The organism is Sphingobacterium deserti (assembly GCF_000757725.1).
Lineage (GTDB): Bacteria > Bacteroidota > Bacteroidia > Sphingobacteriales > Sphingobacteriaceae > Sphingobacterium > Sphingobacterium deserti.
In genome coordinates, this window is sequence record NZ_JJMU01000021.1 from 139,607 (window position 1) to 164,286 (window position 24,680).

19 protein-coding genes are annotated in these 24,680 nt (G+C 43.0%); 9 read left to right on the top strand and 10 right to left on the bottom strand.

Annotation, left to right across the window (positions count from 1 at the left end):
• Positions 1-154 precede the first annotated feature (154 nt).
• Entirely contained in the window at positions 155-676 is a 522-nt protein-coding gene (locus tag DI53_RS06115) for a DUF2911 domain-containing protein (RefSeq protein ID WP_037496669.1), read from the top strand.
• A gap of 50 nt (positions 677-726) precedes the next feature.
• Here DI53_RS06115 and DI53_RS06120 read toward each other — a convergent pair whose 3' ends face one another.
• Positions 727-3,132, bottom strand: a complete 2,406-nt coding sequence (locus DI53_RS06120) for an alpha/beta hydrolase family protein (RefSeq protein WP_037496671.1) — start codon at positions 3,130-3,132, stop codon at positions 727-729.
• Positions 3,133-3,744: 612 nt separating this feature from the next.
• On the opposite strand from DI53_RS06120, the gene DI53_RS06130 reads away from it, so the two are divergent.
• From DI53_RS06130 to nrdF, 4 genes are all read left to right on the top strand, one after another.
• Positions 3,745-3,978: a thioredoxin family protein gene (locus tag DI53_RS06130; RefSeq protein WP_037496841.1), complete on the top strand. Its 234-nt coding sequence runs from the start codon at positions 3,745-3,747 to the stop codon at positions 3,976-3,978.
• 41 nt (positions 3,979-4,019) lie between these two features.
• Positions 4,020-4,427, top strand: coding sequence for a class Ib ribonucleoside-diphosphate reductase assembly flavoprotein NrdI (nrdI, locus tag DI53_RS06135; protein WP_037496677.1), 408 nt, complete (start codon positions 4,020-4,022; stop codon positions 4,425-4,427).
• Entirely contained in the window at positions 4,387-6,492 is a 2,106-nt protein-coding gene (gene nrdE / locus DI53_RS06140) for a class 1b ribonucleoside-diphosphate reductase subunit alpha (RefSeq protein ID WP_037496680.1), read from the top strand. The genes nrdI and nrdE overlap by 41 nt, the downstream gene beginning before the upstream one ends.
• A 160-nt stretch (positions 6,493-6,652) precedes the next feature.
• The gene (gene nrdF / locus DI53_RS06145) at positions 6,653-7,639 is read left to right on the top strand and encodes a class 1b ribonucleoside-diphosphate reductase subunit beta (RefSeq protein WP_037496683.1); all 987 of its coding nucleotides are present in this window, start codon (positions 6,653-6,655) and stop codon (positions 7,637-7,639) included.
• Positions 7,640-7,797: 158 nt separating this feature from the next.
• Here nrdF and DI53_RS06150 read toward each other — a convergent pair whose 3' ends face one another.
• The 7 genes from DI53_RS06150 to DI53_RS06180 form a co-directional block, all read right to left on the bottom strand.
• The gene (locus DI53_RS06150; protein ID WP_037496686.1) at positions 7,798-9,372 is read right to left on the bottom strand and encodes a RagB/SusD family nutrient uptake outer membrane protein; all 1,575 of its coding nucleotides are present in this window, start codon (positions 9,370-9,372) and stop codon (positions 7,798-7,800) included.
• Positions 9,373-9,395: 23 nt separating this feature from the next.
• Positions 9,396-12,557: a SusC/RagA family TonB-linked outer membrane protein gene (locus DI53_RS06155; RefSeq protein ID WP_037496689.1), complete on the bottom strand. Its 3,162-nt coding sequence runs from the start codon at positions 12,555-12,557 to the stop codon at positions 9,396-9,398.
• 366 nt (positions 12,558-12,923) lie between these two features.
• Positions 12,924-14,639, bottom strand: a complete 1,716-nt coding sequence (locus tag DI53_RS06160; protein WP_037496692.1) for a GMC oxidoreductase — start codon at positions 14,637-14,639, stop codon at positions 12,924-12,926.
• 2 nt (positions 14,640-14,641) lie between these two features.
• The gene (locus tag DI53_RS06165) at positions 14,642-15,121 is read right to left on the bottom strand and encodes a gluconate 2-dehydrogenase subunit 3 family protein (protein ID WP_037496695.1); all 480 of its coding nucleotides are present in this window, start codon (positions 15,119-15,121) and stop codon (positions 14,642-14,644) included.
• 145 nt (positions 15,122-15,266) lie between these two features.
• The gene (locus DI53_RS06170; RefSeq protein WP_193790636.1) at positions 15,267-15,581 is read right to left on the bottom strand and encodes a type II toxin-antitoxin system PemK/MazF family toxin; all 315 of its coding nucleotides are present in this window, start codon (positions 15,579-15,581) and stop codon (positions 15,267-15,269) included.
• A complete protein-coding gene (locus DI53_RS06175) occupies positions 15,581-15,835 on the bottom strand; it encodes an AbrB/MazE/SpoVT family DNA-binding domain-containing protein (RefSeq protein ID WP_037496701.1) in 255 nt (84 codons plus the stop codon). The genes DI53_RS06170 and DI53_RS06175 overlap by 1 nt, the downstream gene beginning before the upstream one ends.
• A 232-nt stretch (positions 15,836-16,067) precedes the next feature.
• On the bottom strand, positions 16,068-16,718 hold the full coding sequence (locus DI53_RS06180) for an HAD family hydrolase (RefSeq protein ID WP_037496704.1): 651 nt from the start codon (positions 16,716-16,718) through the stop codon (positions 16,068-16,070).
• A 532-nt stretch (positions 16,719-17,250) separates the two neighbouring features.
• Between DI53_RS06180 and DI53_RS06185 the strand changes: the two genes are divergently transcribed.
• The 4 genes from DI53_RS06185 to DI53_RS06200 all read left to right on the top strand — a co-directional run bounded on the left by DI53_RS06185 (position 17,251) and on the right by DI53_RS06200 (position 21,735).
• Positions 17,251-17,862, top strand: a complete 612-nt coding sequence (locus tag DI53_RS06185) for a fumarylacetoacetate hydrolase family protein (protein ID WP_037496708.1) — start codon at positions 17,251-17,253, stop codon at positions 17,860-17,862.
• 23 nt (positions 17,863-17,885) lie between these two features.
• Positions 17,886-19,643 (top strand): M23 family metallopeptidase, encoded by a 1,758-nt coding sequence (locus tag DI53_RS06190; RefSeq protein ID WP_241462381.1) that lies wholly within the window; start codon positions 17,886-17,888, stop codon positions 19,641-19,643.
• An 81-nt stretch (positions 19,644-19,724) separates the two neighbouring features.
• Positions 19,725-20,189, top strand: a complete 465-nt coding sequence (bcp, locus tag DI53_RS06195; RefSeq protein ID WP_037496710.1) for a thioredoxin-dependent thiol peroxidase — start codon at positions 19,725-19,727, stop codon at positions 20,187-20,189.
• A 76-nt stretch (positions 20,190-20,265) separates the two neighbouring features.
• Positions 20,266-21,735, top strand: a complete 1,470-nt coding sequence (locus DI53_RS06200; RefSeq protein WP_037496712.1) for a glycine--tRNA ligase — start codon at positions 20,266-20,268, stop codon at positions 21,733-21,735.
• Positions 21,736-21,855: 120 nt separating this feature from the next.
• Here DI53_RS06200 and DI53_RS06205 read toward each other — a convergent pair whose 3' ends face one another.
• Positions 21,856-23,340, bottom strand: a complete 1,485-nt coding sequence (locus tag DI53_RS06205; protein ID WP_037496714.1) for a hypothetical protein — start codon at positions 23,338-23,340, stop codon at positions 21,856-21,858.
• 129 nt (positions 23,341-23,469) lie between these two features.
• Positions 23,470-24,648, bottom strand: coding sequence for a DUF4369 domain-containing protein (locus tag DI53_RS06210; protein ID WP_157836751.1), 1,179 nt, complete (start codon positions 24,646-24,648; stop codon positions 23,470-23,472).
• Positions 24,649-24,680 lie beyond the last annotated feature (32 nt).

A 24,680-nucleotide genomic window follows, 5' to 3' on the forward strand; every position in this document is an offset into this window, starting at 1 on the left:
TAGTCATTAAATTAGCCTATTTTATACGAATATACGACGAAATGTTGTCCGACAGATTTGCACCATTAAATTTAACATAATTTAGACGCTTCTCACTAAAAACAATAGAGCTACTGCGTTGTTTAAGAAACAGATAACAACAACATTCTTTGATATGAAAGCAGCAGCATTTTTAATTTTCCTGACGATGATAAGTTTCGTCACGTTTGGACAAACGGACAAGAGCAAAAGACCGAGCCCGCCAGACAGTGTAAAGGTAACAACCGCGGATGGCGTTACCATTGCTATTCACTACAGCAAGCCTTCGCTAAAGGGACGGCAATTAGGAGTAGATATTGCCCCAGTTGGTAAAATTTGGCGTATGGGAGCTAACGAAGCTACGACTTTCGAAGTCAATAAAAATGTAACTATTGATGGAAAGGCGTTGCCTGCGGGAAAGTATAGCCTGTACAGTATTCCCGGCGAGCAGCAGTCGACCATTATCTTTAACAAAGTATGGAACCAATGGGGTACAAAGTATGATGAAGGCCAAGATGCATTACGTGTAGAGGTATCTAATACCTCCACAAGCACGAGCCAAGAACAATTTACAATCATGGCCACCCCGGCGGGTATCGTAACATTTACTTGGGGAGAACATGCCATCCCATTTCAGGTGAAAGCAAGCAAAAAATAAAATTAAAAAAACGGGCTCTGCTAGTCGCAAAGCCCGTTTTTCTTTTCTGTCTATTTATTTTTCAAGTACTTTTCTAGAAATTGATCCTGCTCCCAAAGTGTATGTAGGATATTCTCCTCGGAGGCGTATCCATGCGCTTCGAATGGAAGAAGTACCATCCGGACAGGCGCGCCTAGATTTTTTAAGGCCTGGAAATAGCGTTCAGTTTGTAAAGTAAACGTTCCAGGATTGTTATCTGCCGCACCGTGAATCAGCAACATTGGCGTTTTCATTTTATCTGCATTCATAAACGGCGACATCGTGTTATAGATTGCAGGCACGTCCCAGTAGTTACGTTGCTCCCGTTGGAAACCAAACGGTGTCAGCGTCCTGTTGTAGGCTCCCGAACGAGCAATACCGACAGCAAACAGTTTGGAATGCGTTAACAAGTTCGCCGTCATAAAAGCACCGTAAGAGTGCCCACCAACGCCTACTTTCGTGCGATCTATATAACCCAGTTTATCCACAGCATCAATAGCTGCTTCACCATTCGCTACGAGTTGCTCGATAAACGTATCATTTGGCTCTGTTTCCCCTTCGCCGATAATTGGGAAAGCGGCATCATCCAAGACGGCATATCCTTTCGTTACCCAATAGACAAAGGAACCGTACGAAGGATAAGTGAATTCGTAAGGACTTGCTGTATTTTGGCCCGCCGTGGCTTTATCCTTGTATTCGGTAGGATAGGCCCAAATCAATAAGGGAAGCTTTTCCTTTTTGCTCATGTCATAGCCAGCAGGAAGATAAAGCGTTCCTGACAGATCCACCCCATCTTTGCGCTTATAGTGAATAACTTCCTTATGTACACCTGCCAACGCTTTAAACGGATTTTCAAGCTGTGTAAGAGCTTGCGTTTTGCCCGTCTTCATGTTTTTGACGTAATAGTTTGGATAGTCTGTCGGAGATTGAATAGACACTAAGATCTCGTTTTTTTTCAGGTCGATAATCCGGGAGATCGTCTCTTTTTTTCCTTTTACATTAGAACTGTAAAGTCGTTTTTTCTTCAACGTATTGAAATCAAGCTCATCAACAAATGGATACTGCCCATCTTTGGTGAAACCATCGCCTATCCAATAACTTTTACCTTTCTCTACAAGCATGACATACGAACCGAACTCATTTTTAACAGTGTGTACATTACCTGGATCACTGTATACGTCTTGCGAATTTCTTTCGGAGATCACTTTGGAGCTTTTCGTGGCGGGATTGAGCAAAAATATCTTCTCGTTCCGCGTGTCATACCACTGGGTATAAATTAACGCATGTTCATTATCACCCCACAGCGCACCAGCATACCTATCAGCAACCTTCATCAGCGAAGTTGCAGCTTTATCAAAAGGCGCATCCCAAGCGAAAAGTTCATCTCGCCATTCTACTTTTTTCAAGGCATCGCCACCATCCAAAGCCTCTACATAGACTAAGGTTGCTGGCTTATCCGTGCGCCACGACATGTTGCGTTTACCTGTGCGGGTGGATGAAAAACCTTTTGGTAACACTTCGATCAAAGGCGTCTCATTCACTACCTTCACCTTGCTTTTTGTAGCCAGATCAAAAACAATCGTCTCTTGTGGAAAGTTGTAATACGGAACAACGTATGAAAAAGGGCGCTTCACGGTAGACACCAGTAAATATTTGCCGTCCGGCGAGAACGAACGTTGGCTATACATACCTGCATCGAGCATTTTTGTCTGCTGTCCTTGAAGGTTTACGGTGTAAAGTTCCGATGTCGATAACGTTTCGAAATTTGTCTCATCCTGCGGATTTTTCAAAAGATCTTGATAGGTTCGCAATTGAGATACCTGACCATCACTGGTGGACACTGTTGGCCCTTTCGGTAGATCCTTACTACTATCTATCCATTGCGCACGATTTGCAGGTAGCTTGGCGATTAACAGTTGCGAACCATCTTTATACCATTGTATAGGGCTCCCCATACTGGCGTTCAAATCAGCGTCTGTCAATTTTTTTGCCGTAGCCGTAGCAATATCGATTAGCCAAAGCTCGAGTCCAGCAGCGGTACTATTCGTAAAAGCCAAATTTTTAGAATTAGGCGAGAAGCTCATGTTAGCTATACGCGCATCGCTAGGCAAACCCTTTATTTGCGTTTCTTCAGCTGCGCCGAATTTTTTGATTTTCAGATTGTTTACGTAGTTTGTTGCGCTACTCATATTGGTAGCAGGATTAACCCGTAACCCACCTAGCCGCACCTCCGGCTGGTTGAGGTCGTCCAGGCTCTTGTACGTTGCGCGATAAGATAGCACAATCCAGTTTTCGTCTGGGCTGATACTGACAGCGGGGGGACGTTGATAGTCGGCAAGCTGCAAAATCTCTGACGTAGGTTTTTGATAAGTTATGTTTTCTTGTGCGAAGGATGATGCCCCCCATAGAAGAAACATAAAACTAAAAAATGGTTTCATATATAGATCGTTTGTTGTTTAATTCCTAACCGGGTTATCCAAAAGCTAGTTATCTTATATTGCGTGTAGCAATCACGGAAATGTAGATATAGATCATTCATTCCTCAGCACGCTACGCTCGCTTTATCGTTTAATAGCCGTCCGGATGTTGAAACCTGGGAGCATATGTGCTCAGCATTTCTCAACATTCCTTATGTTAATTAGATTTCTACGAATGTATACATTTTTTTGTCCCTTGCAGCCATTACAATAAGAATGTTGCAGTCGAAAATTGCAGTTTCAAGACGTGAAACGCTATGGTTAGATATAGCTCAAACAGTTTTAAAAAAATCTAAAATATTACGCATTTTTTACGAAGGATTTTTGCCGATAAATTTGATTTTAAAGTTTTCAACATTCACAGCACATACTGTCTACCAGCATTTTATAATAATAAACGTTCAGATAGGGCGCTTTATAAGGTTGCTTTGTCTCGCATGTGGAAAAGTATCGTTAACTGCCGCCAATAAAATAGTGGATATTTGTTTCACTCAAAATGTAAGTCTGCTTTTGAGACTCGTGTTTTAAACTTCTAGGATGTCTCGGCATCCGGCACATAAACTTAACAACAACATGGCAAGAATCATTAAATTTGAAAAAAATGACTGCGCACCATGCGCACAGGTGTCAGCGTACCTTGATAACAAAGGTATCACATATGAGACAATCAATCCTTTTGATCAGCCTGACTTAGCAGCGAAGTTTCGCATTCGCACAGTACCGACCGTGCTTGTTTTAGACAATGAGGAAGTTCAACAACGCATTATAGGGTTTAAGCCAGAAGAACTGGCCTTGATCGCGCTGTAAATTTAGGACAAGTCGATTCGGAAATGAAAATCTAGCGCGCTATGGTTCATCTATATTACGATTCAAAAACTGGAAATGTCCAACGCTTTATCAACAAGGTCATTCAAATTACGGGTTGGGAAGCCCATAAAATTGAAGACGGCTTGACGGTTGAGGATGCCGGTCATTTGATCACGTTTACCACGAAAATGGGCTGTGTGCCAGATAAAACACAACAGTTTATGGACGCCTATGCAAGCAAAATTAATTCGGTAACATCAAGCGGAAACCGAAATTGGGGTAAAAATTTCGGACTAGCCGCTAATAAGATATCAGAAGGTTATGATATCCCGCTAGCCATGAAGTTTGAGCTTTCCGGAACAATGGAGGATATCAATCAATTTATTGACATTATTAAACACCAATACAATGATAGCAAACGAGGTAGCAAAAAATTGGATATTGCTTAACAATGAAATCATGATTAAGCATGATGACGAGTACAGCTTACACAAAGATAAGGAAGCTGTACGCGCCTATTTCTTGGAATACGTAAACAAAAACACCGTATTCTTTTATACATTAAAAGAAAAGATCGATTATTTAATCGAAAACAACTATTATATCAATTTCTATGAATCGTTCACGTTCGAAGAAATAGAAAAGGTGTTTACTTTCGTGCACGCGAAAAAATTCCGCTTTCAGTCGTTTATGGCCGCTTTTAAATTTTTTCAAAGCTATGCCCTACGTGACGATTCTGGCGAAAAATTCCTCGAGCGCTATGAAGACCGTGTTGTTGCCGTGGCATTATTCCTTGCACGAAAAGAAGGCGTACAAAAAGCTATCGAGTATGCTGAGATCATGATCAATCAAGAATATCAACCTGCTACCCCGACGTTCTTGAATGCTGGTAAAAAGCGCTCCGGTGAGCTTGTCTCCTGTTTCTTGGATGAAATTGGGGACAACCTAAACGGGATCGGCTATGCTGTAGATTCAGCGATGAAACTTTCCTCTATTGGTGGTGGTGTTTCATTTAACATCTCTAAAATCCGTGCCCGTGGTGAAGCCATCAAAGGTGTTGAAGGTCGCGCCGGTGGTGTGTTGCCTATCATGAAAATCATGGAAGATACGTTTTCTTACGCTAACCAGTTGGGCCAACGCCCGGGAGCTGGCGCCGTTTATCTGAACATCTTCCACTCGGATATTGAAGAGTTTTTAGACTGTAAGAAAATCAATGTGGATGAGAAAGTGCGGATCAAATCACTTTCTATCGGTATCATCGTTCCAGATAAGTTTATGGAACTTGCTGAAAAAGACGAAGCCTGCTACCTTATCTATCCACACACGGTTATGCAAGAGTATGGTCAGTATCTGGACGAGCTGGATATGGACAAGATGTACGACGAGTTGATTACCAACCCGAATGTCAAAAAGAAAAAAGTAAACGCACGTCATCTATTGGTGCGTATCGCGCAAACGCAGAAAGAGTCCGGCTACCCATATATCTTCTTCAAAGAAAATACAAACAAGGCACATGCGTTAAATGGCTTGGGTAGCGTTAAATTTTCGAATTTATGTACAGAGATCATGCAGGTATCTGAAGTGTCCGATATAAATATCTACGGGCAAGAAGATACGATCCGCTATGGAATCTCCTGTAACCTCGGCTCGCTGAACATCGCTACGGTTATGGATAATAAGCGTATCAAAGAAACGGTTAAAACCGCGATGCGTGCGCTAACCGTGGTGACCGACGTAACCAATATTGACATGGTGCCTTCCATCGCGAAAGCAAACCGCGAATTGCATTCTGTAGGTCTGGGTGCGATGAATTTGCATGGCTTCCTAGCGAAAAGCTTCATCATGTATGAATCTACCGAAGCTTTAGATTTTGCCAACACGTTCTTTATGATGATGAACTACTACTCGCTAGAAGCATCGATGGAAATTGCCAAAGAGCGCGGCGCAACCTTTACAGGCTTTGAAAAATCGGCCTACGCTGATGGCTCGTACTTTGACCGCTATACAGATCGTGAATATCAACCAACGACTGATAAGGTAAAAGAATTATTTGAAGGTATTCACGTGCCGACAAGCCAAGATTGGGCAAATCTAAAAGCACAGGTGAAAGAGCACGGCATTTATCATGCTTACCGTATGGCCATCGCTCCAAACCAATCAACTTCGTATATTATGAACGCTACCGCCTCTGTTATGCCGGTAGTGGATATTATTGAAGTACGTGAATATGGTGATAGCACAACCTACTATCCAATGCCTTATTTGACGAACGATAATTATTTCTACTTCAAATCGGCATATGATATGGACCAATATAAAGTGCTTAAATTGATCTCTGTGATACAACGCCACATCGATCAAGGGGTATCTACTATCTTGCATACCAACTCCAAAGACTCAACCCGTGATTTGGCGAAGTACTATATTTACGCCCATAAAATTGGCTTAAAATCATTGTACTACACCCGCACGCGGAAATCTACTGTGGAAGAATGTATTTCATGCTCCGCGTAAACAGAGCGATTTAAAAATAATAAACAAACAAGTCAAGCATAAACGTTACGAAGATAACGTATGCGCGAAGGAGAAACCGATAACAGCATTTATCTACGTTTCTCCTTCCGTTTCTTCCCTCAACATGTAGGAAGTATGCGACTCCAAAAAATAAATAAGCATGAGCAAACAATTTACTGCCGTAAACTGGAATACACCAGATAACGATTACGTGTTGATGTTTTGGGAACAGAATATCAAACAATTTTGGATCGATACCGAGTATATCCCCTCCAAAGATATTGACAGCTGGAAAGGATTAAGTTGGGATATGAAAGAATGCTACAAAAAGGCATTGGGAGGGCTAACGCTTTTGGATACTTTACAAAGCCATACGGGTATGCCTAAGATCATCGATCATATCAGCTCCCTGCAAAATAAAGCCGTACTATCTTATATGTGTATGATGGAAGCCATCCATGCTAAATCATACTCTACCATTTTTACGACGGTATCCACCACAAACGAAATCAACGATGTATTTGGTTGGGTACAAGAAAACAAATTCTTACAATACAAAGCATCTACCATTGATAAGTACTACCGTGCTATCGATAAAGAAAATGTAACCGACGAAGAACTATTCATGGCTCTAGCGGGATCAGTGTTGTTAGAGTCCTTCTTGTTCTACTCCGGCTTCTTTTTGCCATTATGGCTATGCGGGCAGGGACAAATGGTTGCTTCTGCAGACATCATTAAAAAGATTGTTGCCGATGAGTCTATCCACGGCGTATTTGTAGGCTTAATCGCGCAGGAGGTGTACAGTCGCCTTCCAAACAAAGAAGAGGTAAAAGCTCGTTTCTTAAACTTGTTGAATGACTTGTATGAGAACGAACTAAAATATACGGAAGAGCTGTATACCGTTGTTGGTTTAACTGCGGAAGTAAAAGAATATGTACGTTATAATGGCAACAAAGCGTTGATGAATTTAGGCTTCGATCCTATTTTTGAAGTGAAACAAGTCAATCCAATCGTATTGAATGGCCTGAATACAGAAACCACACAGCACGACTTTTTCTCCAAGAAATCTACAAACTACGAAAAGGCCATGGAAATTGTACATTTAAGAGATGATGATTTCAAAATGGAAGTAGCTATTGAAATTTAAAAGATAAATCCATTATAGGTATTAATAAAGAGGCTGTCTCCAATTTTATGAGATAGCCTCTTTTGTTTGGCTACATAGCCGGTTGATGGAAAAAAATCTGAATTTTTAAAAGCGTTAGAATGCTTCGCCTCGCTTTTAAAAACTAGTTTTCAGACGTACTAGTTCGTTTGGTAACCTTCATTCTGCGTAAGGTTAGGGTTACGTTGAAGCTCATCCATAGAGATTGGGTATACCAAATCAGTCTGTTTGAAAATCGCTCCAGAGCCATTTGCCGCACCAACTAATGGCTGGAAAGTAACCTGTCCTTTCACTTCGGTGGAAATATTCGGAAACATCCCAGTACGCAGACAGTCGTCCCACATTTTGAATTCCATTGGCAGTTCGCGTAGGCGTTCTTTCCATACCTCTTCCACAAATTGCTGTACGGATAAGCCTTGCAATTCGCTAGCATAAGCTGCTGCAGTTTTTCCTGTAGTACTGGCTCGCGCTCTCACCTCTGCTAGATGAATGGCCGCAGTAGCAACTCCTGTTGTGCGCGCTTTTACCTCGGCAGCGATCAACAAAGCCTCCGCATAGCGGTAAATATTTCTATCTTTTGCAGATCGACCCGTATTCAATAGCGCTTCCTCATCTACAAAAAACCACACGCCAGCAGTGCTCCCTCCTTCCCAAGTTTTCCCATTAACTGGATTTGTGTAACTCCAGTGGTAAAACTGTCTCGGTTTAATTCGCAAATCATCATCTGCATATACATTTAAGAATCGATTAGTCGGGCCATAGGTACGTTCGAAGAGCGTATACTTTTCAAATACATCACTGGCTGAAGACGTAAAACCAAACGTCGGCCATGCGCCTGCCTCATTAATGATAGGATCGAATTCAAGCGAATAAATGGTTTCAGCTAGATCATCGGATGTACGAAGTTTATTATACGCGCTATTGGCTTCCAGGTCTCCATTAGGTTCCAAAGTATGACCAGATTGTAGAACAATATCAATATATTTTTCTGCCTCGACATAGTTGTTGCGTTGCAAATACACATTCGCTAAGGTCATTGCAGCCACATTCCTATTTATTCGCCGTCCGCTGCTGTTGAATGTGCCCGCTGGCAATACATCCACCGCAGCTATCAAGTCTGACTCGATTACTGCATACACAGAATCCACCGAGCTACGCGGCAAAAGAAAGTCTCTATCTAGCGCATCATATGGTTCCGTAGATAGCGGTACCGGGCCAAACATCTTCACCAAAAAGAAATAGTTAAACGCACGAAAGAAACGTGCTTCAGCAACAAATCTGCTTTTTGTCTCTTCAGACATTTCAATATTTGGAATGTTTTTGATCGCACCATTCGAAATATTAATTGCCAAATACGTATCTCTCCAAATATCATTGATTCTACCCGAGATCACACGGGTATTTTGTTGCCTAGTCAACAGGCGCGAGAATTGGTTTATTTGTTCCTGCCCTTCATAACTGTTCGTAAAATATCCTGTCAGCATAACGGGGATAGAAGCAAAAGACGCCTGATAAGCTCCATTAGCATCACCATAGGAAGAGGGTGCACCAATTCGATAAAGGCTGTTCACATTCTCTTGGGCCTGGTCTGCTGTCTGGTAATAGCTATCCCCTCCCACTTCCGTTCTCGGGTTTTCATCCAAGAAATCTTTACAGGAATTCATAGACAGCATCGCCGTACCACAAAGTCCAAGTATTATATATCTAAGTTTCATTGTTATCTATGTTTTGAGTGAAATTACAAGCTAAGGTTCAATCCAAACGTAAACGTTTTCGCCCTTGGGTAAGAGAAAAAGGTCACGTTTTGGCCAAATTTGTTATCGTCTCCTGTTGATGTACTCTCCGGATCGTAGCCTTTAAAATCCTTTGAGGTGATTACCCAAGGATTGTTTGCACTAGCATAAACCCGTAAAGATGAAAGACCTAAACGCTGCGCCCAACTCGAATCAAAGGTATAGCCCAACTGTATTAAATTAAAACGCAAGAATGATCCATCAACAATCCAGGATGAATCCACACGTGTATCCTGGCCGGCATGCCCATTGTTAGTCAAATAAATAGCTTGTTGCATAGTATTCGGGTTGGAACCATTGTATGCATCCGTTAGGATGTCACGCAAACCATTCGTGATACCAAAGCGGTCATAAGTAGAGTGGAAAAACTGTTGTAGCGTCTCTACACCGTATACTACTTGCATATCCACCGTCATATCAAACCCTTTATAGGCAAATGTATTGATGAAACTTCCAGACCAATCTGGAATACCTTTGCCCAAAATCTCCTGATTAGCCGAACGGTTTGGTCTACCAATTTGATCTCTTGTGATTAATCCATTATCAAAATCTTCCACCGTGAAAATACCATTCCGGCGGTATCCGTAAAAGCTATTCAAGTTTTCGCCGACCCGAATGATGCTATTGGGTGCGCCAACGAAGTTATTCAATAGAATATCGGCATTGTCGTCTCCTAAGCGGATCACCTCATTTTTATTATAGTTCAAGTTCAGCGTAGACGTCCATTGGAAATTATCATTCCGCACAGGGCTACCACTAATCATGATGTCCAGCCCTTTATTGTTAACAGCACCTATATTACGCATGACGAATTCAAAACCAGATGAATGAGGCAATGGGTCTTCCAGCAATAGATCCGTCGTTCTACGGTTATAATAAGAGATATCGAAGTTTAAACGGTTTTGAAACAACCCTAATTCAAAGCCAGCATCAATTGTCGCTGTTTTTTCCCATCGAAGGTCCGGATTAGGTAGAAATTGCAAATAAGAGTACGGTACACGTGTATTGTTTAATAACTGTGTGCCATTTAATGCTCGTGCGATGGCTTGGTATGGACTGATCTCGGAGTTACCCGTGATACCGAAGCTGCTGCGCAGTTTCAAATTGCTCAACCAAGAGACATCTTCCAAGAACGATTCCTTGGATGCAATCCAAGCCAGACCAGCAGACGGGAAGAACGCAAATTTATTATTAGCGCCAAATCTGGATGATCCATCATAACGACCCGTCACCGTAGCGGTATATTTATCGTTTAAGGTATAGGATGCCCGCATAAAGTATGAGTTCATTGCCCAACGATCATATGCAGATTCGGGAGCTTGCGGTATAGAACCCGCTGCCATATTGTTCCACTTAAAAAAGTCGCTAGTAAAGCCTTCGGTACGGTTGAAACTGAAATCGCGTGTGCGCTCCTGCCAAGACAAACCTGCCATTGCGTTAATACGATGATTACCGAAATCTTTATTGTATGTTAAGTATGTTTCCTGTTGCCAATAGAAGGTATCTTCGTTTTCAATCTCGGCCCAGCCATTTGGACGAGAAATATTATGCAGCAATATGGAAGAATATCCTCGGTACTGTCTTCGTTGCTTATCCACACCATACTGTGTTTTTAGATCAAGCCCATCAGCCAAGTGAAAAGTCAAAGCAGCATTACCAAAAATCTGGGTGTTTGCGCGTTGTCTTTCTTGAAGGTCTAAAATAGCGGCTGGATTGGACATCCCTTCAAAACCCAACACCCCGTTAATAGTAGATGAACCGGCAAAAGAATAAGCGCCGCTCCCTGGTTCGTAAACCGGCAGCCAAGGCAGCATCTCAATCATGGTACGACGCGCTTCCTGTCCACCTCCATCTTCCGGAGTAAACCTTCCCCAGGTATGGTTAGCAGTCAAGTTAACACTAGCAGAAAGCCATTCTTTCACTTTGGTATCATAGGCCAGCTTACCGTTTAAACGCTTATTAAAGGTATTATTCACAATACCCTGTTGATCGGTATAGTTGATGAAAGCGCCCATCGAAGAGTTCTCATCCCCTTGTTGAATATTCAACTGATGGTTTTGCGAGACAGCTGTACGTGTGGCTTCACGCTGCCAATCTGTATTAAACAAAGGATTTCCGTTTTGATCAAAGTAATTAGGGTCGTTAAACCAATCTCTTCTGTCCAAAGACCAGGGCTGCCATAGCGGATCTCGACCTTTTAAAAAGTCAGCTTGCCATCTATTTTCATTTTCCAAACCAATCATAAAGGCATCCACCCATTCGTTGGCATCTAAAAGATCCATGTAGCGTTGGGGCGAGCTTACACTTGTGGATCCTTGGTAACTTATATTGCGGCCACCATCCTTAGAACCACGCTTCGTTGTCACTAAGATTACCCCATTTGCACCGCGCGCACCATAAATAGCGGCAGATGATGCATCTTTCAATACCTCCATACGCTCGATATCGTTCGGGTTGAGCAAGTGGAAATTTTCCATCACCACTCCATCTACTACGTAAAGCGGGTTAGAAGCAGAGTTGATCGTAGCGGTACCACGGATCACCACGCGGTTGGCGTAGGCACCTGGCTGGCTGGAGTTGGAATAGACGTTTACCCCGGCAGCCTGTCCGCGCAAGTTATCTAACGCACTGAAGCTTTGGTTCTTTATCATGTCCTGCCCTTTTACCATCGAAATGGAACCGGTTACATCCGATTTACGCATCGTACCGTAACCTACTACAACAACTTCATCCAACGATTCGCCATCCGCTGTTAACGGGAAATCCACATTCGCCGTTCCCACAGGCAATTCCAGCGATTTATAGCCTAAAAAGCTACTCACCAAGATTTGACCTTCCGATGCCTGAATGCTGTAAGTACCGTCTTCCGCAGTTTGTGTCGCCGTGGTTGTACCGCGAACCGTGATTGTTGCCCCGGCGATCGGTTCGCCTGTTGCGGCATCGGTTACGCGTCCGTTGACCGTCTGCTGCTTGGAAAGCGTAGTAGAGGGGAGCGTGTTGTGCAAAATCCCGTTGGCATAGGTGTGACCATAACTGGTCGCCAACACGGCTAAAGAGAACGCGCAGAGTGCCCCCTTAGATGCCTTTAATTTGTCAATGTTCCACATAAATTTAATGTTTGTAAAATGTAGTCTAGCCTGCCGATTTACCAATTGGCGTTAATCCGGAACATCTTCCAGGGAAAAGGGAAATGTCCAGACAAACGGGTTTAAATCAGTATAACGTTAACACTAATTAACACATTAAATTTGAATAACAAAAAGTTTAAATAATGTTTTTTTTAAACTTTAAACCTTTTAGTGTTTCTGCTAAAACGTTATTAGCAATGTAAATTCGGGGGGTACGTACCACGCAAAGCACATTTTAAAGACAAATATTTCAAATATTATGATGTAATTTATGGAAAGTGCTAAAATAAAAAGATGCTTGAACGTAACCGCTCAAGCATCTTTTATCGACCTGAAAATGGTAGTTTAAATATTTCCTTTTTTCATTTGCTCCACCGCATAGTCTACCGACCGTGCAGAAAAAGCCATATAGGTAAGCGATGGATTTTGTGTTGATGTAGAAGTCATACTTGCGCCGTCGGTCACGAAAACATTGGGGACAGCATGTAATTGATTCCATCCGTTAAGCACGGAAGTTTTCGGATCTTTACCCATACGCGCACCGCCCATCTCGTGGATGTCCAACCCTGGTGGCTGCCAACGGTCGTCACGACGGACGTTACTGAAACCCGCTTCAACAAACATCTCTTCCAGCGTATCGAGATAGTCTTTTTTCATCTTGGCATCATTCTCATCATAATCGATAGAAATCTTTAACAATGGAATACCCCATTGATCTTTTTGCTGCTCATCCAACGCAACGTAGTTGGATGCTTTTGGGATCGTTTCCCCCATCATATGCGACCCGACGGTCCAATTGCCCAATTCCGGATTTAAGAGAGAGCTTTTCAAGTCTTCACCTAAACCAGATCGATCAGACTTAGCCGACCGATAAGCACCAAAGCCCGCGGCATAGCCCCGAAGATAGTCTGTTTCCTGCTTATGCAAATTGCGGAACCGGGGTATATAGCCCCCTCCTGCCGGATTGCGACCTTCCGTTTTAAAATCTAGGAGCCCTTCATACTCGCCATAAATGCGGGCGCTGTAATTATGAAATGCGACGTATTTCCCTAAGGTCCCACTATCATTTCCAAGACCATCTGGAAACCGATCAGAACGTGAGTTCAATAAAATTAAATTGGTATTGATTGCGGCAGCGTTCACAAAAATGAGCTTTGCATAAAAGTCCATTTCCTCCTTGGTATTCCGGTCAATCACTTTCACCCCTATCGCTCTTCCTTTCTTATCATCATAAAGAATAGAATGCACAACCGAATCAGGGCGTAGCGTCATATTACCAGTTTTCGCTGCCCAAGGCAGGGTGGACGCATTGGAACTAAAATAACCACCAAATGGACAACCTCGCTGGCAAAGCGTCCGATTTTGGCACTGCGTTCTACCTTGTTGTATATGAATAGGCTGTGGCTTCGAGATATGGGCACAGCGTGCTGAAATAACTTTCCGTTGCGGATATTTCGATTCTACTTGCTGCTTAAAATACTTTTCTACTACATTTAAAGGGTAGCCGGGAAGAAACTCACCGTCTGGGAGTTCCGGTAGGCCATCCCGATCGCCGGATATACCAGCGAAGCGCTCCACGTAATCATACCAAGGTTTAAGATCTGCGTAGCGAATAGGCCAATCGACCGCGAAACCATCCCGCGCAGGTCCCTCAAAATCGAAATCTGACCACCGCTGCGTTTGGCGCGCCCATAGCAAAGACTTTCCGCCCACTTGGTAGCCACGAATCCAGTCAAAGGGTTTTTCCTGTACATAAGGGTGCTCCTTGTCCTTCAAAAAAAAATGAGCCGCATCTTCATGGAAAGCATAGCAACGACTCACGATGGGATTTTCCTGTTGAACCTTATAAGGCATCTCGCCCCGGTGTTCAAATTCCCAAGGATACATATTCGTCGTGGGGTAATCCTTCACGTGTTGCACATCACGACCGCGCTCTAGCACCAAAGTCTTTAAGCCACGCTCCGTCAACTCCTTGGCAGACCATCCACCGCTTATCCCCGAGCCGATAACGATCGCATCGTAGGTTCTATCTTTTTCCGAGTCTATATTTAAATTCGCCATTCTTAACCGTTCACCTTTACCGCTCCATTGTATCGACCAGGAACCAATTCGTAAATAATCTTGTTCTTCATCACATATTCCGAGTTTAGATAACCCTGAATGGTTCGTTGCTTGAGAATTTTCCCAAAGGCATCTTCTTCACTCAGCTGCTTTAAATATGCCTGCACATCTTCCACAGACTTGCCCTTTAAGCCTTTGGCACTCTTCAGACCCGACAGGAACAGTTCCTGCTCTTCCGGACTATGGCAGTCATCTACCATTTTCATCACGAATAAGTGGAGCTTAAGCTCTTTGGCACCTGGAGTATCTGTTTTAGGAATGATGCCGTCCACAATATCCGCCAGCAAAGCCTCGTCAGATGCCGACATCTTAATGGTGTTTAGTTCGATAGATGCTGCACTCCCGTCACTAGAACACGACGTGGCAATCATCATCCCCCCTGCCAAAACAAACATCTGCCTGATGGCTGATCTTCTATCCATACCTTTGCTGTAGTTTAAATGTCTAAAATTAATAATAATTAGTCGTTCGTTAAAGCGCACATACTGGCTTAATGACTTCTCTGTTTCGTAAACATTTAAGAGAAAGCTTTTTAGATAATTGTCAAAAAGCTATACATCTTGCTGATTACAGCTCAAACATTTCAATCAATACTCGACAAATTTTTAACTGAGTAGACGAATCTAAAACTGCCATCTTCTTCAGCAGCCGCTTTTGGTCAACCGCTCTAATTTGATCTAAACAGACTTGAGACAACTTATCCGCTACCGTACACTTGATACGCGAAGGATAATTGCGGATGGTGGTAGTGAGCGGTGCTATAATAGCTGTATCAAGTGTCTTGTTAAGAACATCGGGACTTACGATTACACAGGGACGAATCTTATTAATTTCTCTACCTAACGTTGGATTTAAATCTACCCAGTAAACATCAAACCGCATCACTCCCACGCCCAATCCTCCCGATCAAACTTATTTTCCAACTCTTCCGGAAAGAATCGCTCCTCTTCCTCCTTTGCTTGCATAATCATTTCACCCCAATCCTCGCGCGGTAATCTCGCCTTCTCAATGACTATTTTACCTTGCTGACTTGTGATAACAACGCGATCCGTCTCTTTCATTTCTGTCGCGGCAAGAATTGATTTTGACAGGATCACTCCCAAGGAATTTCCTATCTTTTTGATCTTCGTTTCCATACCTTTATGTTATAACCAAAGTTAGCACATTGTAATAACATCTGCAAATATTCCGGAGCGATCACAAATAAGCACCTAACGTACAAGCCTCGAAAGCGCAATCGCTTTTGATGGCGATAAGTTTGTTAGAAAAAGAACATAGATCCATTTCGAAAGATATAATAATAGGTTCGGTATCATCACGGATAGCAAATCGCTATTGGGCGACAAGAGCTTAGTTACGTCAAAACCGTTACAACAAAATCTCGCGCACCGCAGCTAAATCATCTAGCATAAACTCCGCTGCTGACAATCGCGCCCGCTCCACCTCTTGGCGTGAGACGGCAATACAGCTTAATCCGGCACCATGAGCCGCTTTTAACCCTGTCGAGGTGTCTTCAATGGCGACAATTTCGTTGGCTGGTAGCTTCATAGATTCAATAGCCAACGTATAGGGTTCCGGGTTTGGCTTCGGATGCTCCACCCGCTCGCGGGTAATGAAAAACTCAAAAAAGCCCAACAAGCCATGATGTCCTAAAACCGTATCGACGGTCGTTTGGTAGCTGGAAGTCACTAAGGCTATACGTTTTCCAGACTGCTGTAAATCTTCCAAAATTTCCTTCGCATACGGCATAAGCGCTATCGTTCGCATATCTGCTCGGGCATAAGCTGCTCGGGTTTCCTGCCACATAAATTCATCCGTCGTTTCGATACCCCACTGCTCCTTCAAGAAGTGCACATTCCGAACAAGCGTGTGCCCCGCAAAAAATGTAAGCCAATCCTCAAAATCGATCTCAAGATCAAAATTTTGCTGTAAGATTGGCTTCCAGTTGCTGTAGTAAAAATGTTCTGAATCTATTAATGTCCCATCTAAATCGAAAAGTACTGCTTGCACGTGTTTCATCTTGTAAAAGTAACAGTATTTAAGAACATGGGCTAACCCTGAAGAGCAGTTCTACCATGAAAAATCTAGGATACAACCAAATAATTTGATAAAGGCGGGTTAGAATAGTGTGAAGATACTAACGCGAGGGTGTTAATAGAACTTAACCTTGCTAACACCCTATAAAACCGCTACTAATCGCGAGCAATATCCGAAGCAATGTATACTTAAAAGATTTGTCGGTTTGTAAAAGCTTATACATTTTGTTAAGTTTGTTAGATAGCAAATATGCACTATGCATAGGGCGTCGATCATTTTTAATCACGCTTTTTATTATCGAAAAATCAACATTTTATGCCGCTAGCGGTTTATATGACCGTATGCCGTCAGTGAAGTAAGCTATTCATATTGCTAAATGTATAAACAAATAGACGTACTTCTTAGGGCATTTAAAAAAACAATTCATAACGATAAGCGCCTTTTGGTGTTTCGGATCATACGCTGCATGGAATAATTTGCCAGAGCTTTATCACCTTTAAAGAAAACGATTACAATGAAAATAATTGCTGTAGGAAGAAACTACGTAGACCACGCAAAAGAACTTAACAACCCGGTGCCGACCACACCGGTCATTTTTATGAAGCCGGACACGGCGCTTCTAAAGGATAACAAAGATTTTTACTACCCAGAATTTTCGAAAGATGTACATTACGAAGTAGAGCTCGTCATCCGGATCTGTAATGAAGGAAAACATGTCTCGCCCAAATTTGCGCATAAATACTATGATGCGATCGGCTTAGGCATTGACTTTACAGCCCGCGATATTCAGGCGCAGCATAAAGACAAAGGGCTGCCTTGGGAACTGGCAAAAGCCTTTGATCACTCGGCCGTGATCAGCCCTTTAATTCCTAAAGAGGAATTTTCTGATTTTAAAAACATAGCCTTCTCTATGCAGAAAAATGCAGAAGTCGTGCAAGCGGGCAATACGGCGGATATGATTTTCGACTTCGAAACGCTCATCGTGTTTGTCTCGAAATACATCACCTTGCGAAAAGGTGACCTGATTTATACGGGCACGCCAGTTGGCGTAGGACCTATTGCTATCGGCGATAAGTTTGACGGGTTTATAGGCGAACGTCCAATGTTCAGTTGCTCCATAAAATAAAAATCGTTTAACGTAGAATGTATATGATGGAATGCCCAGGCTTACCTGTTAAAATAATAAAGAAATATAGCTTTTTGTTGATTTGCGCTGCGCTGTCTTTCAGCAGCTCCAACGCGCAGACGGATAATATCATTAGCAGCCGAACGTACCCACAAGGTTATTTCCGAAATCCATTGAACATTGCCATGGATGCTTCTGGGACATTCGGCGAACTGCGTTCCACGCATTTCCATGCCGGCGATGATTACCGCACACAGCAACGCATAGGCCTTCCCTTGCATGCTGCTGCAGAGGGCTTCGTATCGCGTGTGCGCGTGCAGATCGGCGGGGGTGGTAACTCGGTCTATATAGATCATCCCAATGGATATACCACGGTATACCTGCATATGGATAGCTTTAACGATGCATTAACAAATATCGTGCGAGCGGAGCAATACAAACAAAAACGCTTTGATGTTGACATCACCGTGGATCCTAAATTAGTGCCGCTCAAGAAAGGACAAGTGATAGGCAACGCCGGCAATACCGGCGGATCCGCAGGACCACACTTGCATTTCGAGATCCGAGATACGAAATCGCAACACCCACTTAATCCGCAGCTATTCGGACTGCGGTTTACCGACCGCTTCAACCCGACCATCAATAGCGTTATGCTATATGATTTGAACGACGGAATTTTTAACGAACGTACCGGACGACGTCCACTAAGCGTACGCGCGGTATCAACAGGCAGGTATGCACTCTCCACATCAGCACCTATCGCTGTAAGTGGAAAATTTGGATTAGGCATCAGTGCCATCGACCGCCATCGAGCCGGGGGATTTCAAAATGGCGTCTACTCTATAGAGCTTTTCCTGGATGGTAAAGCCGTATCAACAGTGCTATTTGAAGAGTTAGACTTCAACACCTCCCGCGGCATACATTCGTACATCGATTATCCACATTGGAAGAAAACAAAAGCGAAAGTACAAAAAAGCTTTAAAGACCCCGGCAACCCGATTGACATCTTCAAAGGGCTGACAAACAACGGCATTATTGAATTAAAAGAGGACAAGGTTTATGATGCAAAATATGTGGTGAAGGATGTGCAAGGAAATTGCAACGAACTGAATTTCCAGCTCAAGAACGAGCGGATTGCGAACAATCGTCCGAAAAAGAATTTTGGAGTAGCTTTATTTCGTTATAATAAGGAAAATAAGTACGAAACTGCTGATATGCAGATCCAGATGCCAACAGGGGTACTGTACGACGATCTCGATTTTGAATACAAAACCGCTGCCCAGCCAGCTGGCGGATACTCACTAACACATCGCCTACACCACAGTTTAATCCCACTATTCTCCAGCTACAATTTGCGCATTAAACCTACAAACCTGCCTACACACCTGCAAAGCAAAGCACTGATCGCATCTGCTGAAAATGGTGCGGAAGGGGGCAAATTCGAAAACGGCTGGGTAACTGTCAACACACGGAACTTTGGTAGCTTTTATGTGGCGGTAGATAGCATCGCGCCAACTATTGTCCCACGAAATTTCAATGACGGCAAAAATGTCGCGGCACAGGCAAAAATAGACTTTACCATTCGGGATAACTTCTCGGGCATACAGTCTTTCCATGGCTATATCGATGGAGAATGGGTGCTGATGGAGTACGATTCAAAAAACAGACATCTGTGGCATCGATTCGATCCATCTTTGGCCAAGGGTAAACATACGTTCAAACTTGTTGTTACTGACTGGAAAGACAATGAAAAAGTGTATGAAGCGTCTTTCAGTAGATAGGACTAGTATTTGATCCTTCAACTTAAAACAATCCTCGGCGGTTTAAACCGATATATTTAAATACTTAAAACGTTACGTAAAATGGCAGAATTAGCAGTGGGCGACAAAGCTCCGGAAATCATCGCACAAAACCAATCGGGAGAAAGCATCAACTTATCATCTTTTCTAGGAAAAAAGGTCATTTTATATTTCTACCCAAAAGATAACACTTCTGGCTGTACCACCGAAGCCTGTAATTTCAGGGACAATTATCAAGCACTTTTGCAAGATGGTTTTGAAGTTATCGGAGTAAGTATAGACAGCGAACAGTCTCATCAAAAGTTCATCAGCAAATTTGAACTACCGTTCCACCTCCTTGCGGATGAAGACCAAAAAATAGTGAACGACTATGGCGTATGGGTGGAAAAAAACATGTATGGAAAAAAATATATGGGCACCGCGCGCACAACCTTTGTCATCAACGAAAAAGGCATTATAGAACATATAATCAAGAAAGTGGACAACAAAAATGCTACACAACAGATTCGGGATCTCTATCAGGGTTAGTGATGCAATTTTTACGCCGCTAAATACTACCTTGTAGCTACTTATATCTAATCAGGAATTTTTATATTTGCCTCTTATGAGCAAGCAAACAGACGATTTTTTCAAAAATATTATCTCGCACGCGAAGGAATATGGATTTGTATTCCCTTCTAGTGAAATTTACGACGGCTTAAGCGCGGTTTACGATTACGGCCAGCTGGGTTCTGAACTGAAGAACAACTTAAAAACCTATTGGTGGAAATCTATGGTGCAGCTAAACGAAAATATTGTCGGTATCGATGCCGCAATATTTATGCACCCCACAACATGGAAAGCTTCCGGGCACGTGGATGGCTTTAACGATCCCATGATCGACAACAAAGATTCCAAGAAACGTTACCGCGCCGATCAGCTGATTGAAGATAAGATAGATCGCTACGAGAAAGATGGGAAAACGGAAAAAGCTGCTCTACTGCAGAAAGATCTGGATGATGCGTTAAACGCAGATGATCTTGCCCGATTGAAGACAATTATTGAGGAGCATAATATCGTATGCGCGATATCGGGCACTAAAAACTGGACGGATGTACGCCAGTTTAACCTGATGTTTGCCACGCAGATGGGTGCGATGGCCGATGGTGCAGAGCAAGTTTATTTAAGGCCAGAAACGGCACAAGGTATATTTGTCAACTTTCTGAATGTGCAAAAAACCGGGCGCATGAAAATTCCGTTCGGTATCGCCCAAATTGGAAAAGCTTTCCGTAATGAAGTTATCGCGCGGCAATTCATTATGCGTATGCGCGAATTCGAACAGATGGAAATGCAGTTTTTCGTTCGCCCAGGATCTGAATTGGAGTGGTATGCGAAATGGAAAGAGGCTCGCCTGAAGTGGCATCTAGCATTAGGATCAAACCCGGATAAGTACCGCTATCACGATCACGTAAAACTTGCGCACTACGCTAATGCCGCAGTAGATATTGAATATCAATTTCCGTTTGGATTTAAAGAGGTGGAAGGTATCCACTCCCGCACGGACTTCGACTTGAAGCAACATCAGGAATTTTCGAAGAAGAAAATGCAGTATTTTGATCCGGAGATCAATCAGAATTATATCCCTTACGTTATCGAGACTTCCATCGGCTTGGATCGCTTATTCTTAACTGTTTTGGCAAACTCGCTTGAACAGGAAGATTTATCGACACCAGAGAAACAAGACTCTCGCGTCGTATTAAAGTTTCATCCGGCTATCGCTCCTATAAAAGCAGCCATCTTGCCTTTAACAAAGAAGGACGGCTTACCGGAAAAAGCGCGTGAGATCTTGGCGAAACTGAAGTTCGATTTCAACATGAACTACGATGAGAAAGATGCGATTGGTAAACGCTACCGCCGTCAAGACGCAATAGGTACCCCATTCTGTATCACCGTAGATTACCAAACACTGGAAGACAACACCGTTACTATACGTCACCGCGACAGCATGGAGCAGGAACGTGTGCCTGCTGCTGAACTAGGCAAGATAATTGGAGACCTGGTGAGCTGGAATAACTTGCTCGAAAAACTTGTATAGAGGATCAACAGCAAGTAAAGCGACCCTAATTTTCAAAACAGACGGTCTACGACCTATACTCCTACTGTATAGGTTGTAGGCCGTCTGCTACATAGCACAACTACGACTCGCTATTAAAAATTAGTCAAATGATGAGATTTCCTGCCCGTCCCAATCTTCATTAAAGAGTATCTGGAAATTTGCGCCAGCTTCATTATTCGGTAGTAACGCCCCCCTGAAGATTAGCAGCATGTTATTTCTTACGGCACTTGATACTTCGAAACTTCGCAACAACGCATCTCCGGCATCGTAAGCATTCACCCTATAGGTTAAAGGAAAAGGCGTACTTACCTCACCAATGAATTGATGGAAAGAAATACTCTGATCGGCAGGAACGAATTCTGGATAGACGACGATCTCTGATTGATCAAGAATAGGGTTAGCAAGCGACATATTAAAAGGGGCATAGAACTCCGGATCATGTCGTCTGGTAATACTGAGCTTTTCGACCTTTCCCAAATCTGCCGCATCGGTAAACTCGAACTTCACTTGACTGAAATAGCGCCGTAATATAATCTCCCGCTCCATATCCCCCGAAACAGTGAACGTATCCAGTACCCCGAATATCCTCGCCTGATGATTGGAAAAGCGATTGCCAATGTAAAGCGACGATGCCGCCACTGCCTCGGGTACCATTAAGTTTTCTCGGGATTCATTGCTGACATACGAGGCAATGTAGTCCCCAGCGGGAAGTGACAAGGAGAAATCAGCAAGACTTCGTTCTGAAAAATCATATACTCCTGAGGCGACGAGATCTTTACTGTCGGCCTCATAAATATGGTAGTGCAAGGCTTTTATTGGCGCATCGCCCCGCAACCCCGTCACTCCAGTCAACCGGATATTATCTAGCTTCACGACAGACGTCGCTTCCCGGTAATCGCTGGCTTCACCTCTAAAACCAGCTTTTGGCACAAGCTTCAAGAACAGGTTGCGTCGCAAATCAAGATGCAAGGATTCCAGCGGAAAAACAAACGTGCTTCTGGCATGCGCAGTATTGGTATTACTAAATTGATTGTCCTCGCTGAGGACGGTATAGTTTCGCCCATCTTGTGAATAAGACAACGAAAAGGCTTTGGGGCCTGTGCCCGAAGAGCTGATATCCAAACCGAAAGACTGCACTTGAGCAACCCCAGACAACGGCATTTTTAAGACAATTTCAGTTGCACCGCTGATTGTTAATCCGAAGCCGGCATTGAACGTATCAAAACCCCAACCTGTAGCAAAGGTTTCTGGAATTTGGCCGTCATTAAAGGTAATGGATGAGCCGCCAGCTACAAATATATCGGGCTCTAGCGTCGATTGATTAAAAGACCAATAGTAGAGGTAGCCCTCTTGGCCAGATTGGGGTGAGCGCAATGTTGTAGCATTGCTAAATAGGTTTGTCTGCGCCCGCAAATTGCTACGCAATGGGCGGATAAGCTGATCAAATTCCTGGAACTTGACCGCTACAGTATACCTTTCTTTACCATCGTGTTTTGAATCGAAATCTTTCTTACAAGAACTGGCATGAACGATGATAAGTAAAATAGAAAAGCTATACCATAATAAGTGGGTTAGTTTTTTCATATTACTTTACTTTAGCAAGTTGTAATTGGTAAACCGAAACTAACACTTATTAAAAGCTCCTACAACTAATCAAGAAATATAAGAGATATTAAACGACTAAAAACGGAAACACTAAATTTGCTTTGCTTGCTATGGCGTCAGCTCCTCCTTAAGCTTGCTTTCCAGCCTCCCATCCAATGGATACGTAAAGTTATAGTTTTTGATAGAAAGATCAGCGGCGTTAACGAGCATGTAGTGTGGCAAAGTTCGCACGGCATAATTCCTCACGACGAAATCCTGGTCCGTCGCATTTAGCCGGTAATTATGCTGGCCTAATAACAGGGCTTTACTGGCCTTTTCCCAAGCATCAAAATCCTTTTCCCAGGTCAGGAAGATAGGTGTAATGTTAAGCTTTTTCAGTGCGGCGGAGCTATCTTTAATCAGCTGAATATCCGACTTCGCTTCCTTGTTCCAACTTCCCCAGAAAACAAATAACAAGGTACCCTGATTCTTAAACGCCGATAAATTTAAGCTATCACCTTGTACATTCCGCGGATGCATATCGGGAAAGTCAGGCATCTTATCGTAAAAATTCACAACTTCATCGACCTTCGTAGCGACTTGCTTGTATAGCGATAAGCCCTTTAAGCTGTCTGGCACGGTTGTTAAGATGGTCTGGTAAGTTTTATAATTGCTCTTATTAATTTTATCCTCTTTTATCAAATAAAGTTTGAAAGCGTCCGCAATCTTGTCATCCTGCAGATAGCGGTGCTTCAACTTCTCGGGCTGTTCTTTTCTTTCGCGATCAATCTTCTCCGAGCGTTCCACAGCTGCTTGGTAAGTTTTCGGATTGTCTAATGCGGATCGCAAGGCAGCATATTTGGCATTAAAGGTTGCTATATCTTGTTTCAAAATCTCCTGCATCTGTTGGTAGTCTTTCGTAGCCGCTGAATTCGTTTCAAAAAGTCCTGCTTGCAGGGCTCCTGCCGAGGCTTGCCCCTTAAACTTATACGTCTTGCCATTTTCGAGAAAGACCTTAAACTTTTGCTTTTGGATCACTAGGTTGTAGAAGTTTGGCTCTGCCAACTCACCATGAAGCTCAAATCGTCCGTCCAGCACCTCTCCGGACAACAGCGGCTGCATGCTGTTGTCATCGGAATTGATAAACACCTTCGTACTATCTGGCAGTAAAACATCGCCCGTGATATGCACGTTAACAAGGTTTGGAAAAACCGTAGTATCTTGTGATGAGCCAGCTTGCTGAGCAGGTTGCTGGCAACTTAAAGAACAAATAATCAACAGGCTAGCAAAGACAAAAAAAGTTTTCATAACAAGTCCAATTTTTATAAAAATAATAAAAT